Origin of the sequence: Pseudomonas solani (genome assembly GCF_026072635.1) — a bacterium.
Taxonomy (GTDB): domain Bacteria; phylum Pseudomonadota; class Gammaproteobacteria; order Pseudomonadales; family Pseudomonadaceae; genus Metapseudomonas; species Metapseudomonas solani.
Window position 1 is genome coordinate 5,499,299 of sequence record NZ_AP023081.1, and the last position, 18,036, is coordinate 5,517,334.

Sequence of the window (18,036 nt, forward strand, 5' to 3'; positions counted from 1 at the left end):
TTCGACGAAGCGGTTGAAGGCGGCGGCGAGCTTGCCCAGTTCATCACGGGAGTGCACGGCCAGGCGCCGGGTGAGGTCGCCTTCGCCCTCGGCGATGTCTTCCAGCATGCGCGTCAGGCTCTGCAGCGGGCGGGTGATGCGGAAGGCGGCGAACCAGATCAGCAGCACGCCGAGCAGGGCGGCGCCGCTGCCGAGGCTGAACTCCAGCGCGGAGCTGGCCAGACGCTCGGCATCGAGTTCCTTCTGCAAGGCTTCGGCCGGGGCCAGCAGCACCTGCTGCGGCACGTCCACCAGCACGCCCCAGGGCGCGGCGCCGGTGATCGGCGGTAGCGGCTCCAGCACGCGGATGCGTTCGGCGTCCGCCTGGGTGATGGGCTGCCCCTGGCGCAGGGTGGCGAGCAGCGGCTCGGCACCGTTGGGCAGCACCTGGTCGAGGCGCTTGCCCAGTTGCGCGGCATCGGCGCTGTGCCCGGCGACCACGCCGCCCTGGCTGATGATGCTGACCCGGCCGGCGCCGTCGAACAGCTCGCGGCTGCTGTCCAGGCTGCTCTGCTGCAGGGCATCGAGGCTGATGTCGAGGCCGACCACGGCGATCAGCTTGCCGTCCACGATCAGCGGGAAGGCGATGCTGGTGACCAGCCGGCGGGTGCCCGAGGCCTCGTCGAAGTAGGGCTCCAGCACACAGGCGCGGCGGCTGTCGCGGGGGCAGGTGTAGAAGGCGTTGTAGGGGCTGCCGCTGGGGCCGGGGGAGGTGTCGGTGAGGATCTGCTCCGGGCCCACCACCGGTTGCAGCTCGCCCGGCTTGCCCTGCACCCAGTACAGGGAGAAGCGCCCGGCGTCGTTGCCGAAGGCCTGGTCCTGGCCGACGAACTGGCTGTCGGCGCCGTCCAGCGCGTCGCGCTCGAAGATGACGAAAAGCCCGAGCAGGTCGGGCTTGGCGAGGAGGCTGGTGCGCATCTGCTCGGCGACGCGCTGGCGCAATTCGGCGGCCGGCAATTCACCGCTGGCGCCCCGCGCCCGCAGGTAGAGGAGGAAGCGCGACAGGCCCTGGCCGTACTCGTAGGTCTGCAGGAAGGTGCGCTGGAGTTGCAGGGCCTGCACGCGGGCCTGGGCCTGCATGTGGGCTTCGGCGGCGCTAGCCAGCATGCGGCCGCTGGAGGCCTTGACGCGTTCGGTGCTGAGCCGGGTCTGGTACAGCGAAAGCCCCACCAGCAACGCTACTACCAGGATCAGGCAGGCGCTGGCGAGCAGGGTGATCCGGCTCTGGATGCTCAGGGAAGGTGTACGCATGGCGTGCTCGGGGGAAGGGCGGCGGGAGGCCCGCCGCCGGAGGCTCAGAAGTGGCTGGCGAACACCAGCTGGGTGTAGAGGTTGCGGTCGTTGCTGCCGATCTGGGTGCCGCCGTTGTCGGCGCTGCGGCTGGGCTCGTACACACCCACCACCGGCATGATCACCAGGTTGTCGTTGACCGCCCACTCGGCGTAGAGGTCCAGCTCGCGGCCGTCGAAGTTGCCCAGGTCGCGGTCGAGGGTGTCGAAGTCGAAGTACAGCGCGCCGATGCTCAGGTTCTCCAGCGGAGTGGCCTTGAGCGCCACGTGGTGGACGCGGGTGTTGCTGTTGAAGGGGCCGGCGTAGTTGGCCGCCACCTCGCCCTGGAACCAGGTGCCGTAGCCCCGGTTGAAGCCGAAGAACAGCGGGTCGAAGGCCTCGGAGAAGCGGCTGTAGCGGTAGCTGACGCTGGGGCTCCAGGGCGCATCGGCGAAGGTCCAGCCGGCTTCCAGGTACCAGGCGTCCTCGTTGTCGGCGGTCTTCTTGTCCTGCCAGGCGTATTCACCGGAGAGGAACAGGTTCTCTACGCCGGCATTGCCCTGGGCGCGCAGGCTGTAGGTCTTCATGCCGTCGCGGTCGAGCTGGATGGGGGAGGCGTATTCCTCGTCGACGTCGCGGATGTCGATCCAGGTCAGGCCGACGGTGCCTTGCTCGGCCACGTGCTCCAGGGTGCCGACGAACAGCTCGGGCTTGGCCTGGGAACGGTTGTCGGACTTCAGCCACATCAGGTCGCCGCGCCAGCCGTCCTTGCCGCCGATGCGCAGCACGGCGGTCTGGTCGAAGGCCTTGCGCGCCGCCAGCCAGTAGGCGCCGCCACGGTCGAACTCGCCGTCGGCCAGGCCGTTGCCCAGGTTCAGGGCGTCGCCGTTGATCAGGAAGCCGTCGCCCACCGAGATGTTCTGGCGGCCGAAGGAGAAGTCGATGCCGTCCTCGCCCAAGGCCTCGAACAGGGTGCCGGAGCGCCAGCCCAGATAGGCGTCCTCGATCTTGGTGGTGCGCTCGTCACCATCGGTGAAGCCCGCCGCGTCGCCATCTCCCCAGGTGGCGGAGCTGAGCAGGTTGAATGCGCCATAGCCGGTACCGGCGCCGCCCAGGCCCTGGTCGCCGCTGATGCCGTACTTGATGTAGCCCTCGCGCCAGCTGGAGGACCCTTTCGACTTGGTGCCGGTGGTGGCGTAGTTCTCCTGGCTGTGGAAGACGCCGAACACGGCTTCCAGGTCGGCATTGAGATGGGTGTCTTCGTCGGCGTAGAGCTCGTAGGCCCCGGCCTGGGAGGCGCAGGCCACCAATAAAGCGAGGGTGGACAGCCGGAACAGCGGCGTGACGCGGGTGAGAGTTTGCATGCGTGGGATTCCCGTTGTTGTTGGTGTTGGCGTGGGGGCTCTACGCGGATCGGCCCATGGGGCGATGGTACGGATCGCCCTCGCGCCAGCCTTGTGCCTGCTTGCCAACCGTTTGGCTGTGCATGCCAGATTGCGTGGGAATCGTTCGGGTGTAGGGCAGAGGGGTGAGCCCGGGCTGAAGCCCGGGCTACCTGGAGTTGCGGGGAGGTGCTGCGCGATACCTGGCTCAGGTAGGACGCTTGAGCACCAGGGTGAGGATGTCGTAGCTGGCCACCAGCTCGCCGTCCTGGTTGGTGACTTCCACGTCCCAGGCCACCACGCCCTGGGGCTCGCCCTTGGCGCTCTTCTTGCCCTGGTCGATCTTGCGCTTGCAGGTCAGGCGCGCCTGGATGGTGTCGCCGATGCCCACCGGGTTGACGAAGCGCAGCGTGTCGAGGCCGTAGTTGGCCAGCACCGGGCCGGGGGCCGGGGAGACGAACAGGCCGGCGGCAGCGGAGAGCACGAAGTAGCCGTGGGCGATGCGCTTGCCGAACTGGGATTCCTTGGCCGCCAGCTCGTCGAAGTGCATGTAGAAGTGGTCGCCCGAGAGGCAGCCGAAGTTGACGATATCGGCTTCGGTGACGGTGCGGCGGTGGGTGAGCAGGGATTCGCCGATCTGCAGCTCGTCGAACCAGCGGCGGAACGGATGCACCTCGGTTTCGATCACCTTGGCACCGCGCACGTATTCGCCGGTGACGGCGGCGAGCATGGTGGGCGAGCCCTGCACGGCGGCGCGTTGCAGGTAGTGCTTCACGGCGCGCAGGCCGCCCAGTTCCTCGCCACCGCCGGCGCGGCCGGGGCCGCCGTGCTTGAGCACCGGCAGCGGCGAGCCGTGGCCGGTGGATTCGGCGGCGGACTCGCGGTCGAGAATGTGCAGGCGGCCGTGCAGGGCGGCGGCGCGCGGTACCACGTAAGCGGCGACGGCCGGGTCGCGGGTCACCAGGCTGGCCACCAGGCTGCCCTTGCCACGGGCGGCGAGGGCGATGGCTTCGTCGATGTCGTCATAGGCCATCAGCGTACTCACCGGGCCGAAGGCCTCGATGTCGTGGGCGCCGCCTTCGGCGTGCGGGTCGCGGGCGCGCAGCAGGGTGGGGGCGAAGAAAGCCCCTTCGGCCACGCCTTCACCTTGCGGGGCGAAGCCGTCGCGGGCACCGAACAGCAGCTCGCTGCCGGCCAGCAGAGTTTCCACCCGCGCGGCGACGTCTGCCTGCTGGGCATGGGAGGCCAGGGCGCCCATCTTCACGCCTTCCACGGCCGGGTCGCCGACCACCACCTTGGCCAGGCGCTCGCGCAGGCGCTCGGCCACGGCATCGATGTGTTTTGCCGGCACGATGGCGCGGCGGATGGCGGTGCACTTCTGCCCGGCCTTCACCGTCATCTCCCGGGCCACTTCCTTGACGAAGAGGTCGAACTCCGGGTCGTCCGGGGTGATTTCCGGGGCGAGGATGGCGCAGTTCAGCGAGTCCGCCTCGGCGTTGAAGGGGATGGAATTGCGCACCAGGTTGGCGTTCACCCGCAGCTTGGCGGCGGTGTCGGCGGAGCCGGTGAAGGTCACCACGTCCTGGCCCTGGAGGCGGTCGAGCAGATCGCCCGTGCCGCCGATCACCAGTTGCAGGCTGCCCTCGGGGAGCAGGCCGGATTCGTGCATCAGGCGCACGGCGGCCTCGGTGAGGTAACTGGTGGCGGTGGCCGGCTTGACGATGCAGGGCATGCCGGCGAGGAAGCTCGGCGCGAACTTCTCCAGCATCCCCCAGATGGGGAAGTTGAAGGCGTTGATGTGCACGGCGACGCCGCCGCGCGGCACCAGGATATGGCTACCGGCGAACAGGCCCTGCTTGCCCAGTTGCATGGCCGGGCCTTCGTGCACCACGTTGCCGGAAGGCAGCTCACGGGCGCCGACGCCGGCATAGGCGAACAGGGTGCCGCTGCCGCCCTCGATGTCGATCCAGCTGTCGGCGCGGGTGGCGCCGCTGTGGCGCGACAGGGCGTAGAGCTGCTCCTTGCGCTCGTTGAGGTAGAGGCCCAGGGCCTTGAGGCGCGCGGCGCGCTGCTGGAAGTCCAGCGCCATCAGCGCGGGAATGCCGCGACGGCGGCCGAACTCGACGGCTTCGGCGAAATCCAGGTGCTCTTCATGGGTGCGGAACAGCGCGCTGCCGTCGATGGCGCTGCGCAGGGTCTGGGCGCCGTGCTGGCCGATCCAGCGGCCGGCGATAAGGCTCTGCAGGGTGGTGACGTTGCTCATGGTGGTTCTCCTTGAGGCGGTGTTCGAGGGGGTGGGGCCGCCCCCGCTCGGGAGCTGGGGGCGGCCGAGGAGTCAGTGGCGGCTGGCGGCGGCCGCGCCGATGCCGGTCATGGAGCGGATGAACTGGGCCAGGTAGCGGCCGCGTTCCCGGGTGGCGCGCTCGGAACGGTCGGTGACCGAGAACAGCCAGGCGCTGGAGAAGGCCAGGGTCATGGAGAACAGCGCCGGGTTGGCGTAGGGGAACAGCGCCTGCTCGTGGTGCAGCACGTTGACCCACACCGCCGGGCTGGCCACCAGCAGGGCGATGGCCGACGCCAGGCCGGCCAGGCTGCCGGCGACGGCGCCCCGGGTGGTCAGGCCCTTCCAGAACATGGAGAGGAACAGCACCGGGAAGTTGACCGAGGCGGCGATGGCCAGCACCAGACCGGAAAGGAAGGCGATGTTCTGCGACTCGAAGAGGATGCCGAGGATCACCGCCAGCACGCCGATGCCCAGGGTGGCGAGGCGTGATACGCGCATCTCCTCGCGCTCGCTGGCCTGGCCCTTGCGGATCACGCAGGCGTACAGGTCGTGGGACACCGCCGAGGCACCGGAGAGCGCCAGGCCGGCGACCACCGCAAGGATGGTGGCGAAGGCCACGGCGGAGATGAAGCCGAGGAACAGGCTGCCGCCCACCGCATGGGACAGGTGCACGGCGACCATGTTGCCGCCGCCGATGATGGCGCCGGCGGCGTCGCGGAACTCCGGGTTGGTGCCAACCATGACGATGGAGCCGAAGCCCACCACTATCAGCAGCAGGTAGAAATAGCCGATGAAGCCGGTGGCGTAGAACACGCTCTTGCGCGCTTCCTTGGCGTCGCTGACGGTGAAGAAGCGCATGAGGATGTGCGGCAGGCCGGCGGTGCCGAACATCATGCCGAGCCCGAGGGAGATGGCATCGACGGGGTTCGACAGCAACCCGCCCGGCGCCATGATCGCGGCGCCCTTGGCGTGCACCGAGGCCGCGGCGGCGAACATCGCCTCGGTGCTGAAGCCGAAGTGGCGCAGCACCATGAAGGCCATGAAGCTGGTGCCCGAGAGCAGCAGCACGGCCTTGATGATCTGCACCCAGGTGGTGGCGAGCATGCCGCCGAAGGTGACGTAGCAGACCATCAGCACGCCCACCAGCAACACCGCCTGCAGGTAGCTGAGGCCGAACAGCAGCTCGATCAGCTTGCCGGCGCCGACCATCTGCGCCACCAGGTAGAGCAGCGCCACGGTGAGGGTGCCGAAGGCGGCGGTGATGCGGATCGGGCTCTGGTCGAGGCGGTAGGACACCACGTCGGCGAAGGTGAAGCGGCCCAGGTTGCGCAGGCGCTCGGCGATCAGGAAGAGGATGATCGGCCAGCCGGCGAGCACGCCCAGGGCGTAGAGCAGGCCGTCGTAGCCGTTCATGAACATCATCGCCGAGATGCCGAGGAAGGACGCCGCGCTGATCATGTCGCCGGCGATCGCCAGGCCGTTCTGAAAGCCGGTGAGGCCGCCACCGGCGGTATAGAAGTCGGCAGTGGAGCGGGTGCGCAGGGCGGCCCAGCGGGTGATGCCGAGGGTGAACACGACGAACGCCAGGAACATGTAGATGGCGGGCAAGTTCAGCGGCCGCGCGCCGGCATCGGCGGCCAGGGCGCTGCCGGAGGCCAGCAGGGTGGCGCAGGCGGTGAGAGCGAGGAGGGCCTTCATGGTGCGCACTCCTGCTTGAGCTTGTCGTTCAGCGGGTCGAGCACGCGGTTGGTGCGCGTCACGTAGATACCGGTGAGGCCGAAGGCCAGGAGGATGATGACTACGCCCACCAGCATGCCGACGCTGGTGACCCCGCCACTGAGGGAACGACCCAGCAGGCCCGGGGCGAAGGCCACCAGCAGCACGAAGCCGTAGTAGATCACCAGCATGGCGGCGGTGAGGGACCAGGTCAGGCGCTGCTTGCGCTTGACCAGCTGGATGAAATCCGGGTGCTGCCGGATGCGATCGAGGTCTTGCGGGGTCATGGCTGCTCTCTCTTGTTGTGGTTGTCGAGACGGTGCGGCACGCAGGTGAAGCGAGTGAAGCTTTCTACCCAGGGTGGTTGGCAGAGCGTTCCTGGCTAGGCGGGTGGGCGAAGACAGTACGTTTCTGTACGGCGAGCCCGCCCAACAACGCCAGGGACGCTATGACGGCCATCCTCAGAGCTGGTCGAAGTCGAGGACGACTTTGTCCGTCAGCGGATAGGACTGGCACGAGAGCACGTAACCGGCGGCCACCTCGTAGTCCTCCAGGGCGAAGTTGCTGTCCATCTCCACTTCCCCCTCGACCACCCGGCACTTGCAGGTGGAGCAGACGCCGGCCTTGCAGGAGTAGGGGAGTTCCAGGCCCTGGGCGTTGCCGGCGTCGAGCAGGCTCTGGCTGTTGCGGGCCAGCTCGAAGCTCACTTCGCGGCCGTCGCTGATCACCGTCACCCGGCTTTGCGCAGCGTTCGTTTCGTGGGCAGCCTCGCGGGCTTCGCGCTTGTGCTCGCTGCCGGCGGCGGCGAACAGCTCGAAGTGGATGCGCTCGGCCGGCATGCCGTTGGCGCGGAGCTGGTCGCGCACGGTCTCGGTCATCGCCTGGGGGCCGCAGATGAAGGCGGCGTCCAGGGCGCGCACGTCGATCCAGCGCTGGAACAGCTGGCCGCATTTGTCGGCATCGATGCGACCGTTGTAGAGGTCCACGTCCTGCTGCTCGCGGCTGAACAGGAAGATCAGGTTGAGGCGCTGCAGGTAGCGGTTCTTCAGGTCTTCCAGCTGTTCGCGGAACAGTGCCGAGGCGCTGGAACGGTTGCCGTAGAGCAGGGTGACGCGGCTGTTGGGCTCGGTCTCCAGGGTGGTCTTGACGATGGAGAGGATCGGCGTGATGCCGCTGCCGGCGGCGACCGCCAGGTAGTGGCCGTGGCGCACCGGGTCCAGCGGCACGTTGAAGTGGCCGGAGGGCGGCATCACGTCGAGGCTGTGGCCGGCCTTCAGCTGTTCGTTGGCCCAGCTGGAGAAGCGCCCGCCCGCCACGCGCTTGACCGCGACGCGCAGCTCGCCGTCATTGACGCCGGTGCAGATGGAGTAGGAGCGGCGCACTTCCTCGCCGTCCAGCTGGGTGCGCACCACCAGGTGCTGGCCCTGGGTGAAGCGGAAGTTGTCGCTGAGACTCGCGGGGATGTCGAAGGCGATGGACACCGCGTCGCGGGTTTCCGGGCGCACTTCCTTGATGGTCAGGCTATGGAATTTGCTCATTGTTGTTCTCCTTCGGCTTTACCGCATGGAGGACGAATACAACCGGCGCCAGTGGCAACGGCCTGTGTTCGCTCTCCTATATGCACTTGAAGTAATCGAAGGGCTCCAGGCACTCCTTGCAACGGTGCAAGGCCTTGCAGGCCGTGGAGCCGAATTCGCTCAACTGTTCGGTATGCACGCTGCCGCACTGCGGGCAGCGGATTTCCGGGGCTTCGCCCAGCAGGGCGCGCTTGCTGGTGCTGCCGCTGGGCGGGGCGATGCCATAGGCGCGCAGGCGCTCGCGGCCGTCGTCACTGATCCAGTCGGTGGTCCAGGCCGGCGCCAGGCGGCGTTCCAGGTTCGGCGCGGCGAAACCGGCGCCTTCCAGCGCCTGCTCGATGTCACGCTCGATCACCTCGGTGGCCGGGCAACCCGAATAGGTGGGGGTGACCACCACGTGAAGGTGGCCGCCTCGCCAGTCGAGGGCCCGGACGATGCCGAGGTCGACCACGCTGACCACCGGCACTTCCGGGTCCATCACCTCGCCGAGCACCGACCAGGCGCGGGCCAGGTCGGCGGGTGCGCCGGGGCGGGCGCCACGGTCGCTGGCGATCAGCTCACCAGGACGCATCGGGATGGGCCCTTTGCAGGAACTGCATCTCGGCCAGCAGCAGGCCGAGGTGCTCGGTGTGCAGGCCACGGCGGCCGGAAAGGTAGAAGTAGCTGGCCGGCTCCGGCAGCGGCAGGGTGGCGCTGGCGAAGGTGTCGGTGACCTTGGCCTTCCAGGCAGCGGCGACGTCGTCCGGCGCCGGAGCGATGCCAGCGGCGGCCAGGCGTTGCTCCACCTCGTCGCCGTTCACCAGTTCGACGGTGAAGCGCCAGGTGTCGCGGATGGCCGCCAGCATGCGCCGATGGCTTTCCTCGGTGCCGTCGCCCAGGCGCTGCACCCATTCGGTGGAGCGGCGCAGGTGGTAGGTGACTTCCTTCAGTGCCTTGGCGGCGATGCCGGCGATGCGTTCGTCGCTGGAGCTGCTGAGGCCGTGCAGCACCTGGAAGTGCCAGGCGTCATAGAGGAACTGCTTGGTGATGGTCACCGCGTAGTCGCCGTTGGGTTGCTCCACCAGCAGCAGGTTGCGGTAGGCACGTTCGTCGCGGCGGTAGGCCAGGTGGTCGGCGTCGCGGCCGTCGTCCAGCAGCTCGGCGGCGTATTCCAGCCAGTTGCGGGCCTGGCCCACCAGATCGAGGCCGACGTTCATCAACGCCAGCTCCTCTTCCAGGGCCGGGGCCTTGCCGCACCATTCGCAAAGGCGCTGGCCCTGCACCAGGGCGCTGTCGCCGAGGCGCAGCAGGTATTCGATCAGGTCGTGTTTGGTATTCATGGCGAGCGGCCTCACATGTGGCCGACTTCGGCCGGCAGCTCGTAGAAGCTGGCGTGGCGATAGACCTTGTCTTCGGCCGGGTCGAACAGCGGTTCCTTCTCATCGGGGGAGGAAGCGGTGATCAGCGCCGATGGCACCACCCAGAGGCTCACGCCCTCGTTGCGGCGGGTGTACAGCTCACGGGCGTTCTCGATGGCCATGGCGGCGTCGGCGGCGTGCACGCTGCCGACATGCTTGTGGTTGAGGCCGTGCTTGCTGCGCACGAAGACTTCGTAAAGGGTCCATTCACTCATTGTGTTCTCCTGCTCATCAGGTATGAGCTGCTGCGCGTCGGCATAACGTCGTTGGAAACAGACCCGGACTTGCTCATTTACAGTCGTAAACTCCGCGCCCGCGTCTGCTTCCGCCTCGTTCTGCTCTAGCTCGCTAGCTCAGCGGCGGAATCGGGTTTTGGTCAGGCGGCGTCGCGCTTCTGTTGTTGTTTGCGGGCATGGGCCACCGCGGCTTCGCGGACCCAGGCACCGTCTTCGATGGCCTTGCGGCGGGTGGCGACGCGCTCCTGGTTGCAGGGGCCGTTGCCCTTGAGCACCTCGTAGAACTCGTCCCACTGGATGTCGCCGAAGTCGTAGTGGCCGCGTTCCTCGTTCCACTTCAGGTGCGGGTCCGGCGCGGTGCAGCCGAGCAGCTCCAGTTGCGGCACGGTCTGGTCGATGAAGCGCTGGCGCAGTTCGTCGTTGCCCTGGCGCTTGATCTTCCAGGCCATGGACTGGGCGCTGTTGGGGGAGTGTTCGTCGCTGGGGCCGAACATCATCAGCGAAGGCCACCACAGGCGGTTGATGGCGTCCTGGACCATGTCCTTCTGCGCCTGGGTGCCGTTGCGCATCATGTGCAGGAGGATTTCGTAGCCCTGGCGCTGGTGGAAGGACTCCTCCTTGCAGATACGGATCATGGCGCGGGAGTAGGGGCCGTAGGAGGTGCGCTGCAGCACCACCTGGTTGACGATGGCGGCGCCATCCACCAGCCAGCCCACCGCGCCCATGTCGGCCCAGCTCAGGGTCGGGTAGTTGAAGATGCTCGAGTACTTGGCGCGGCCGCTGTGCAGCTTGGCGACTTCCTCGTCGCGGCAGGCGCCGAGGGTTTCCATGGCGCTGTAGAGGTACAGGCCGTGGCCGGCCTCGTCCTGGATCTTCGCCATCAGCTGCAGCTTGCGCTTCAGGGTGGGCGCGCGGGTCACCCAGTTGCCTTCCGGCAGCATGCCGACGATCTCGGAATGCGCGTGTTGGGAAATCTGCCGGATCAGCGTCTGCCGGTAGGCGTCCGGCATCCAGTTCTTCGGCTCGATCTTGATTTCCGCATCGATCTTTTCCTGGAAGGCGCGCTCTTCCGGGGACATCTCCTCCAGCGCCTTCACGCGCTTCACGCCGGTCTCAACCAATTGTGCGTACATGCCGTTCTCCAGCCATGCGGGTTCGTGGGGTGGCTTGGCCATGGCGCTAGTTTTAAATGATACAAAAACAAATATCAAATTAAAAAATAAGTGTCGGATTGGAAAAGCGGCAAGTGGCAAGCTTCAAGTGGCAAGCTAGGAGCTGGAAGCTGGAAGCTGGAAGCTGGAAGCTGAGAGCCAGAGCCAGAGCCAGAGCCAGAGCCAGAGCCAGAGTCGTGGGCTGGGGCGCTTGTTGGCTTTTTCTTCCAGCTTCAGGCTTCAAGCTTCCAGCTAAGGGGAAAGAGATTCAAAATTTCGGTAATGACTACGTTGTTTCGTTCCCTTTACTCTTTTTAACAATTGCCCCCCAAAGCTTAAAAGACCGGCGCTGCGCGCCTTTGCATACTGCCGGCCTGCCATTGGCATTGGAGGCCTTCATGTTCAGGCGCGGGTGTTCATCCTTCTGTTTCAATCCGGGTTCCGGCGCGGCGTTGGTGGCTTGGCGTGGGCCGAGGCCGTGGTCGTTCTCGGCGCCTTCGTCGGAGGCGTTCGGGCACTTGGCTCTGGCGTTGCTGGCTTGCGGGGTGGGTGTGGTGGCGCTGGTGGCTGCGCTGCGTCCGTTCCTCGCCTGCGCCGATGGCGGGCTGTGCCTGCCCCTGTTCTCGGCCGAGCTCGGTGAGCTGGTGGGCGTGCTGGTGGCGCTGGAGCTGATGGCCGTCGCCTGGCTGGTGAGCTCGCTGCGCGGGCTTGTGCGGGGCTGAGCGCCCTCACATTCCACTCGAACCCATCATTCAGGGGATGTTCGAAATGACCACGAAGGCGAAGGGCTGATGGGCGCGGGTCTAGAAGCCATCGAGGTGCTGCTGGTCACCCCGCGCGTCGCAGAACTGCACGCCCAGGCCCTGGCGGAAGGCGCCACTGAACTGGCCGCGCCCGCCCGCGAGGACTCCGGCCGCCTCGCCTCGCGCCTGCGCTGGGCCGACGGCGTGCTGGTGGCGCTGCAATCCCCGGCGCCGTAGCCCTGATCCGGTGGGCTACAGGCGTAGGGTGGGCTTCAGCCCACCGTTCTAGATGCTCCGACTTCTTCGTCCAGTGGATGCTGCGCATCGACTCCCTGTGGGAGCGAATTCATTCGCGAAGAAGTCCCCGGGCTGAAGCCCGGGCTACCTGGCATCAGGCGTCGACTATCACGTCGAAACCGCCGAAGATCATGCGCTGCCCGTCGAAGGGCATCTTCTCGGGATCGGGGTGCAGGCGCGGGTCCTCCATGGATTTCTTCATGCCCTCGTCGCGGGCCTGGCGGGACGGCCAGGTGATCCACGAGAACACCACCGTCTCGTCGTCCTTGCGTTTCACCGCCATGGGGAAGGAGGTCACCTTGCCCTCCGGCACGTCATCGCCCCAGCACTCGACGACGCTGAGGGCGCCATGGTCCTTGAACACCTGGGCGGCGATGCGGGCGATGGCGATATAGGCCTCGCGCTTGGCGGTGGGCACGGGAACGACGAATCCATCTACATAGCTCATGAGCGATCTCCTGGTCGGTGGCGCGTGGCGGTCCACGTGCCGGTCTCATCCGGTAGTCGATTCAGGATTGGCGATTGAGACAATTCCTGGGCGAATGCCCGGGCTGTTCCGACGAGCGGCGCGGCGGCTGCAGGTTGTGAGGCAGTATCAAGGGCAATGACTATCGGCTGGTGGTGGCGGTTGCCTACCGCTTCGGTGCGCTCTATATCAAGTTCGTCGGTACTCACAGGGAGTACGACGCCATCGATGCCAACACTGTGGAGATGGGCCCGGGATCATGAACATCCGCCCGATTCGCACTGACGATGACTACCGCGCGGCGCTCGAGCTGGTGGCGCCGCTGTTCGAGAACGAGCCTGAGCCGGACACGCCCGAAGGCGACTTCTTCGAGGTGATGCTCACCTTGATCGAGGCGTACGAGGCGCGTCACTTCCCGGTCGACCTGCCCGGGCCGGTGGAGGCCATCAAGTTCCGCATGGAGCAGTCGGGGTTGACCGTCGCCGACCTGGTGCCCGCCATCGGGCGCCCGAACCGGGTCTACGAAGTGCTCAATGGCAAGCGCTCCCTCACCTTGCCGATGATCTGGAAGCTGCACGAGGTGTTCGGCATTCCCGCAGAAAGCCTGATCAAGCCGCCGACCGCCGTCTGAGTGGTTCCAGCACGGCAAAAAGCCCCGCTTCGGCGGGGCTTTTCATTTGAACGTGAGCAGTCACGCCCTTAGGGCGTGGTCATGTGTCATCGGCTTTGCCTGTGACGACTCGAACTGAGGGCACGACAGGATGAGCTCGAGCCGTAGGGTGTGCCGTGCGCACCGCCGCAGGGTGCTTCCGGCGAGCCCAGGTGCGCGCAGCACACCCTACGTCCGGAGTGAGCGGCGGCCGCAAACTCCGAGGACTGTCTGTGCCCCTCCACATTCTAAAAGCGTGGGCGGCTCACGCCTTGGCGCGGTTGTCGTAGACGTGGCAGGCCTTGCCCTCGGAGCGTTTCAGGGAGTACGCCGGGCGCAGCACGATGCGCGAGCTGATGCCGATGTAGGTCTTGATGTGGCGACCCAGCTCGCTGCACAGCGCCAGTTCCTGGGTCTCGTCCAGGGGCTCCAGGCCGTGGCGGGGTTCGACGTGGACTTCCATGCTGTCGAGGTTGCCGTTGCGCGAGAGGTGGATCTCGTAGGTTTCGGCCAGCTGGCGGACTTTGAGCACCTGCTCCTCGATCTGCGTGGGGAAGACGTTGACGCCCCGGATGATCAGCATGTCGTCGCTGCGCCCGGTGATCTTGTCGATGCGCCGCATGGGCCGCGCGGTGCCCGGCAGCAGGCGGGTGAGGTCGCGGGTGCGGTAGCGGATCATCGGCAGCGCTTCCTTGGACAGGGAGGTGAACACCAGCTCTCCCATCTGCCCGTCCGGCAGCACCTGGCCGGTCACCGGGTCGATGATCTCGGGGTAGAAGTGGTCTTCCCAGATGGTCGGGCCGTCCTTGGTTTCGGCGCATTCCATGGCCACGCCCGGGCCCATGATTTCCGAGAGGCCGTAGATGTCCAGGGCGGTGATGCCCAGGCGCTCCTCGATGGCGCGGCGCAGCTCGGCGGTCCAGGGCTCGGCGCCGAAGATGCCCAGGCGCAGGGCCAGCTTGTGCGGGTCCAGGCCCTGGCGCTCGATCTCGTCGGCCAGGTTCAGCATGTAGGAGGGGGTGACCATGATGATGTCCGGCTGGAAGTCGCGGATCAGCTGGACCTGCTTCTCGGTCTGGCCGCCGGACATGGGGATCACGGTGCAGCCCAGGCGCTCGGCGCCGTAGTGCGCGCCGAGGCCGCCAGTGAACAGGCCGTAGCCGTAGGAGACGTGCACCTTGTCGCCCTTGCGGCCACCGGCGGCGCGGATCGAGCGCGCCACCACGTTGGCCCAGGTGTCGATGTCGTTCTGGGTGTAGCCGACCACGGTGGGCTTGCCGGTGGTGCCGCTGGAGGCGTGGATGCGCACCACCTCTTCCTGGGGCACGGCGAACATGCCGTAGGGGTAGTTGTCGCGCAGGTCGGACTTGCCGGTGAAGGGGAAGCGGGCGAGGTCGTCGTGGCTTTTCAGGTCTTCGGGGTGCACGCCCAGTTCGTCGAAGCGCTGACGGTACAGCGGCACGTTGCGGTAGGCGTGGTCGAGGCTCCAGCGCAGGCGCTCCAGCTGGTGGCGGCGGAGCTGGTCGACGCTGGCGGTTTCCATCGGGTCGAGCAAGGCGGCATTGGCGATCATGTTCATTTCATCACTCGTATTGTTCTTGTGCGTGGCGCTGGGCGCCTGAGTGCAGGAAGGCAGGATACTCCCGGCCTTCCCGGTCCGGTGTGGCGGTTACAGTTTTTCGATGATCAGGGCGATGCCCTGGCCGACGCCGATGCACATGGTGCAGAGGGCGTAGCGGCCGGCGCGGGCTTCCAGTTCGTGCAGCGCGGTGGTGACCAGGCGCGCGCCGCTCATGCCCAGCGGGTGGCCCAGGGCGATGGCGCCGCCATTGGGGTTGACCCGCGGGTCGTCGTCGGCCAGCTCCAGCTCGCGGAGCACGGCCAGGCCCTGGGCGGCGAAGGCCTCGTTGAGTTCGATCACGTCCATGTCGGCGAGCGACAGGCCGGCGAGCGCCAGCACCTTGCGCGTGGCCGGCACCGGGCCGATGCCCATGATGCGCGGCTCGACGCCGGCGCAGGCCATGGCGACCACGCGGGCGCGGGGTTTCAGGCCGAAGCGGCGGGCGGCATCGGTGCTGGCCAGCAGCAGGGCGCAGGCGCCGTCGTTGACCCCGGAGGCGTTGCCGGCGGTGACGCTGCCGCCCTCGCGGAAGGGCGTGCCGAGGCGCGCCAGCTGCTCCAGGGTGGTGTCGCCGCGCGGGTGCTCGTCCTGTTCGACCCACTTCGACGGCCCCTTGCGCTGGGCAATCTCCACCGGAACGATTTCCTTCGCCAGGCGGCCATTGGCCTGGGCGGCGACGGCCTTGAGCTGGCTGCGCAGGGCGAAGGCGTCCTGGTCGGCGCGGCTGATGCCGAACTGCTCGGCGACGTTCTCCGCCGTCTCGGGCATGGAGTCGATGCCGTACTGGCGCTTCATCAGACCGTTGACGAAGCGCCAGCCGATGGTGGTGTCGAACAGTTCCGCGCTGCGGCCGAAGGCCTGCTCGGACTTGCCCATCACGAAGGGCGCACGGGACATGGATTCCACGCCGCCGGCCAGCATCAACCCGGCCTCGCCGCAGCGCAGGGCGCGGGCGGCGCTGCCGATGGCGTCCAGCCCCGAGCCGCACAGGCGGTTGAGGGTGGTGCCGGGCACGGTGACCGGCAGGCCGGCGAGCAGGGCGGCCATGCGCGCGACGTTGCGGTTGTCTTCGCCGGCCTGGTTGGCGCAGCCGTAGATCACGTCGTCGATGGCGCCCCAGTCCAGCTCGGGGTGACGCTGCATCAGGGCGCGGATCGGCACCGCGCCGAGGTCGTCGGCGCGAACGGAGGACAGGGCGCCGGCGTAGCGCCCGATGGGCGTGCGTACGGCGTCGATGATCAGGGCGTCATTCATGCAGGGATTCCTCGTCGAGCAGGGTGCCGCGCACCTTGTAGGACTTGCCGTGGAACAGGGCGATCAGCTGCCCGTTCTGGTTCTCGATGCGCACGTCGTAGTTGCCGGTGCGGCCGCTGCGGCTCTGTTCGGTGGCCTGGGCGGTGAGGGTGTCCCCCAGGTGCGCCGGGGCCACGTAGTCGATGCTGCAGCCGATGGCCACGGTGACTTCGTTGTAGGTGTTGCAGGCGAAGGCGAAGGCCGAGTCGGCCAGGGCGAACAGATGGCCGCCGTGGCAGGTGCCGACGCCCTGCAGCATGTCGGCGCGCACGCTCATGCCGACCCGCGCGGCGCCGGGCGCCACCGAGAGCAGGCGCATGCCCATGGCCTGGCTGGCGGCGTCGCGTTCGTACAGGGTGCTGGCGCAGGCTTCGGCCAGCGACAGGGCTTCACGGTTGGTCATGCAGCGTCCTCCCTTCGGCCACCCGGCGGCGCAGGGCCAGCGAGGGGCGGTAGCGCGGCTCGCCATAGGCGGCCTGCAGGTTGTCCAGGGTGCGCAGCACCTGCGGCAGGCCGATGGCGTCGGCCCAGGCCAGCGGGCCGCGCGGGTAATTGACCCCGGCGCACATGGCCAGGTCGATGTCGGCGGCGCTGGCGACCCCGTGGAGCAGGGCGTCGGCGCCTTCGTTGGCGAGCATGGCCACGGTGCGCAGCACGGCGAGGCCGGGGACGTCGGCCAGCGGGCTGGCGGCGATGCCGGCGCGGGCGAGCAGGGCGACCGCCGCGTCGATGGCGGCCTGGGTGGTGCCTGCCGCCCAACTGATGCCGAGGCGTTCGGCGCGGCCGTAGTCGAGGGCCAGGTCCAGCAGCACCAGGTTGTCGAGGCCGTCCTCGCGGGCGCGCTGGGCGGCCAGGCGGCCGTCGCTCAGCGCCAGGGTGGCGTCGCCGACCCGCAGCAGCCCGGCGCCGTCACGGCGGGTGACCCGCACGCCGGCGCTTTCCAGGCGCTGCACCAGCGGGGCTGCGACACCGAGGTCGCCTTCGATGGCGCAGGCGTCCACGGTGGCGGTGCTGGCGAGCGTCGCCGCCTGTGGGCGCTCGGCGCCTTCGGCGTAGTCGTAGAAGCCCCGGCCGCTCTTGCGCCCAAGGCGGCCGGCTTCCACCAGCTCCTTCTGGATCAGCGAGGGCTGGAAGCGGAAGTCGCCGTAGTAGGCGTCGAACACCGAGCAGGTGACGGCGTAGTTGACGTCATGGCCGATCAGGTCGGTGAGTTCGAAGGCGCCCATGCGGAAGCCGCCGGCCTCGCGCAGCAAGGCGTCCAGGGTGGCGCAGTCGGCGGCACCCTCCTGCAGCAGGCGCAGGCTTTCGGCATAGAAGGGGCGCGCCACGCGGTTGACGATGAAGCCAGGGGTGGAGCGCGCGTGCACCGGCTGCTTGCCCCAGGCGCGGGCGGTTGCGAACAGGCGGGCGGCCAGGGGCGGGTCGCTGGCGAGGCCGGAGACGACCTCCACCAGCGCCATCAGCGGCGCGGGGTTGAAGAAGTGCATGCCGAGCACGCGGCCCGGGTGCTGCAGGCCGGCGGCGAGGCTGGTGATGGACAGCGACGAGGTGTTGCTGGCGAGGATGCAGTCGGGGGCGCACAGGGCTTCCAGGCGCTGCAGCAGCTCGCGCTTGATCTCCAGCTTTTCGACGATCGCCTCGATCACCAGGCCGGCGTCGGCCAGTTCTTCCAGCGCATCGGCCGGGTGCAGGCGGGCGAGGGTGGCGGCCTGGGCGTCGGCCTCCAGCTTGCCTTTCTCCACCAGGCGGGCGAGCTGCCGGTCGATACCGGCGATGGCCTGGGCCGCGGCACCGGGGCGGGTGTCGTACAGGCGCACCGGGTGCCCGGCCTGGGCGGCGACCTGGGCGATGCCGGCGCCCATGGCGCCCGCGCCGATCACGGCCACCGGGGTTTCTCTGTTCAGGGCGTGCATGGG

The 18,036-nt window shown here is 68.0% G+C and carries 17 protein-coding genes and 2 pseudogenes; 4 read left to right on the top strand and 15 right to left on the bottom strand.

Annotation, left to right across the window (positions count from 1 at the left end; genetic code table 11):
• The 10 genes and pseudogenes from PSm6_RS30660 to paaA all read right to left on the bottom strand — a co-directional run.
• A pseudogene (locus PSm6_RS30660) lies at nt 1–1,290 on the bottom strand (methyl-accepting chemotaxis protein); the annotation flags it as partial.
• Between the two features lie 44 nt (nt 1,291–1,334).
• Nucleotides 1,335–2,672, bottom strand: coding sequence for an alginate export family protein (locus PSm6_RS24920; RefSeq protein ID WP_265168519.1), 1,338 nt, complete (start codon nt 2,670–2,672; stop codon nt 1,335–1,337).
• A 226-nt stretch (nt 2,673–2,898) separates the two neighbouring features.
• Nucleotides 2,899–4,953, bottom strand: a complete 2,055-nt coding sequence (gene paaZ, locus PSm6_RS24925; RefSeq protein ID WP_043246338.1) for a phenylacetic acid degradation bifunctional protein PaaZ — start codon at nt 4,951–4,953, stop codon at nt 2,899–2,901.
• A gap of 72 nt (nt 4,954–5,025) precedes the next feature.
• Nucleotides 5,026–6,672, bottom strand: coding sequence for a cation acetate symporter (locus PSm6_RS24930; RefSeq protein ID WP_021217243.1), 1,647 nt, complete (start codon nt 6,670–6,672; stop codon nt 5,026–5,028).
• Nucleotides 6,669–6,977, bottom strand: coding sequence for a DUF485 domain-containing protein (locus PSm6_RS24935; protein WP_021217242.1), 309 nt, complete (start codon nt 6,975–6,977; stop codon nt 6,669–6,671). The genes PSm6_RS24930 and PSm6_RS24935 overlap by 4 nt, the downstream gene beginning before the upstream one ends.
• A 174-nt stretch (nt 6,978–7,151) precedes the next feature.
• Nucleotides 7,152–8,228 (bottom strand): 1,2-phenylacetyl-CoA epoxidase subunit PaaE, encoded by a 1,077-nt coding sequence (gene paaE / locus PSm6_RS24940; RefSeq protein WP_021217241.1) that lies wholly within the window; start codon nt 8,226–8,228, stop codon nt 7,152–7,154.
• Nucleotides 8,229–8,304: 76 nt separating this feature from the next.
• Nucleotides 8,305–8,838, bottom strand: coding sequence for a 1,2-phenylacetyl-CoA epoxidase subunit PaaD (gene paaD, locus PSm6_RS24945; protein ID WP_021217240.1), 534 nt, complete (start codon nt 8,836–8,838; stop codon nt 8,305–8,307).
• Complete coding sequence (paaC, locus tag PSm6_RS24950; RefSeq protein WP_265168520.1) at nt 8,825–9,586, bottom strand: 1,2-phenylacetyl-CoA epoxidase subunit PaaC; 762 nt, start codon at nt 9,584–9,586, stop codon at nt 8,825–8,827. The genes paaD and paaC overlap by 14 nt, the downstream gene beginning before the upstream one ends.
• 11 nt (nt 9,587–9,597) lie before the next feature.
• Entirely contained in the window at nt 9,598–9,879 is a 282-nt protein-coding gene (paaB, locus tag PSm6_RS24955) for a 1,2-phenylacetyl-CoA epoxidase subunit PaaB (protein WP_021217238.1), read from the bottom strand.
• A 161-nt stretch (nt 9,880–10,040) separates the two neighbouring features.
• Nucleotides 10,041–11,033, bottom strand: a complete 993-nt coding sequence (gene paaA, locus PSm6_RS24960) for a 1,2-phenylacetyl-CoA epoxidase subunit PaaA (RefSeq protein WP_043246348.1) — start codon at nt 11,031–11,033, stop codon at nt 10,041–10,043.
• Nucleotides 11,034–11,569: 536 nt separating this feature from the next.
• Here paaA and PSm6_RS24965 point away from each other — a divergent pair.
• Nucleotides 11,570–11,773 (top strand): hypothetical protein, encoded by a 204-nt coding sequence (locus tag PSm6_RS24965; protein ID WP_169708331.1) that lies wholly within the window; start codon nt 11,570–11,572, stop codon nt 11,771–11,773.
• 69 nt (nt 11,774–11,842) lie between these two features.
• Complete coding sequence (locus PSm6_RS24970) at nt 11,843–12,031, top strand: hypothetical protein (RefSeq protein WP_021217235.1); 189 nt, start codon at nt 11,843–11,845, stop codon at nt 12,029–12,031.
• A gap of 154 nt (nt 12,032–12,185) precedes the next feature.
• On the opposite strand, the gene PSm6_RS24975 is transcribed toward PSm6_RS24970, so the two are convergent.
• Nucleotides 12,186–12,539: a DUF1428 domain-containing protein gene (locus PSm6_RS24975; RefSeq protein WP_021217234.1), complete on the bottom strand. Its 354-nt coding sequence runs from the start codon at nt 12,537–12,539 to the stop codon at nt 12,186–12,188.
• A 143-nt stretch (nt 12,540–12,682) separates the two neighbouring features.
• Between PSm6_RS24975 and PSm6_RS24980 the strand changes: the two are divergent.
• Nucleotides 12,683–12,820, top strand: a pseudogene (locus PSm6_RS24980) (type II toxin-antitoxin system HigB family toxin); the annotation flags it as partial.
• Nucleotides 12,817–13,188 (top strand): helix-turn-helix domain-containing protein, encoded by a 372-nt coding sequence (locus PSm6_RS24985; RefSeq protein WP_021217232.1) that lies wholly within the window; start codon nt 12,817–12,819, stop codon nt 13,186–13,188. The pseudogene PSm6_RS24980 and the gene PSm6_RS24985, both read left to right, overlap by 4 nt.
• Before the next feature lie 283 nt (nt 13,189–13,471).
• Here PSm6_RS24985 and paaK read toward each other — a convergent pair whose 3' ends face one another.
• From paaK to paaH, 4 genes are all read right to left on the bottom strand, one after another.
• Entirely contained in the window at nt 13,472–14,785 is a 1,314-nt protein-coding gene (gene paaK / locus PSm6_RS24990; protein WP_021217231.1) for a phenylacetate--CoA ligase PaaK, read from the bottom strand.
• A 90-nt stretch (nt 14,786–14,875) separates the two neighbouring features.
• On the bottom strand, nt 14,876–16,081 hold the full coding sequence (gene pcaF, locus PSm6_RS24995; RefSeq protein ID WP_021217230.1) for a 3-oxoadipyl-CoA thiolase: 1,206 nt from the start codon (nt 16,079–16,081) through the stop codon (nt 14,876–14,878).
• Nucleotides 16,074–16,523 (bottom strand): hydroxyphenylacetyl-CoA thioesterase PaaI, encoded by a 450-nt coding sequence (gene paaI / locus PSm6_RS25000; RefSeq protein WP_021217229.1) that lies wholly within the window; start codon nt 16,521–16,523, stop codon nt 16,074–16,076. The genes pcaF and paaI overlap by 8 nt, the downstream gene beginning before the upstream one ends.
• A complete protein-coding gene (gene paaH, locus PSm6_RS25005; RefSeq protein WP_265168521.1) occupies nt 16,510–18,033 on the bottom strand; it encodes a 3-hydroxyacyl-CoA dehydrogenase PaaH in 1,524 nt (507 codons plus the stop codon). The genes paaI and paaH overlap by 14 nt, the downstream gene beginning before the upstream one ends.
• Nucleotides 18,034–18,036: the final 3 nt, after the last annotated feature.

Coding starts and splice junctions, on each gene's coding strand:
- PSm6_RS24920 (WP_265168519.1), bottom strand. CDS start 2,672: ATGCAAACTCTCACCCGCGTCACGCCGCTGTTCCGGCTGTCCACCCTC.
- paaZ (WP_043246338.1), bottom strand. CDS start 4,953: ATGAGCAACGTCACCACCCTGCAGAGCCTTATCGCCGGCCGCTGGATC.
- PSm6_RS24930 (WP_021217243.1), bottom strand. CDS start 6,672: ATGAAGGCCCTCCTCGCTCTCACCGCCTGCGCCACCCTGCTGGCCTCC.
- PSm6_RS24935 (WP_021217242.1), bottom strand. CDS start 6,977: ATGACCCCGCAAGACCTCGATCGCATCCGGCAGCACCCGGATTTCATC.
- paaE (WP_021217241.1), bottom strand. CDS start 8,228: ATGAGCAAATTCCATAGCCTGACCATCAAGGAAGTGCGCCCGGAAACC.
- paaD (WP_021217240.1), bottom strand. CDS start 8,838: ATGCGTCCTGGTGAGCTGATCGCCAGCGACCGTGGCGCCCGCCCCGGC.
- paaC (WP_265168520.1), bottom strand. CDS start 9,586: ATGAATACCAAACACGACCTGATCGAATACCTGCTGCGCCTCGGCGAC.
- paaB (WP_021217238.1), bottom strand. CDS start 9,879: ATGAGTGAATGGACCCTTTACGAAGTCTTCGTGCGCAGCAAGCACGGC.
- paaA (WP_043246348.1), bottom strand. CDS start 11,033: ATGTACGCACAATTGGTTGAGACCGGCGTGAAGCGCGTGAAGGCGCTG.
- PSm6_RS24970 (WP_021217235.1), top strand. CDS start 11,843: ATGGGCGCGGGTCTAGAAGCCATCGAGGTGCTGCTGGTCACCCCGCGC.
- PSm6_RS24975 (WP_021217234.1), bottom strand. CDS start 12,539: ATGAGCTATGTAGATGGATTCGTCGTTCCCGTGCCCACCGCCAAGCGC.
- PSm6_RS24985 (WP_021217232.1), top strand. CDS start 12,817: ATGAACATCCGCCCGATTCGCACTGACGATGACTACCGCGCGGCGCTC.
- paaK (WP_021217231.1), bottom strand. CDS start 14,785: ATGAACATGATCGCCAATGCCGCCTTGCTCGACCCGATGGAAACCGCC.
- pcaF (WP_021217230.1), bottom strand. CDS start 16,081: ATGAATGACGCCCTGATCATCGACGCCGTACGCACGCCCATCGGGCGC.
- paaI (WP_021217229.1), bottom strand. CDS start 16,523: ATGACCAACCGTGAAGCCCTGTCGCTGGCCGAAGCCTGCGCCAGCACC.
- paaH (WP_265168521.1), bottom strand. CDS start 18,033: ATGCACGCCCTGAACAGAGAAACCCCGGTGGCCGTGATCGGCGCGGGC.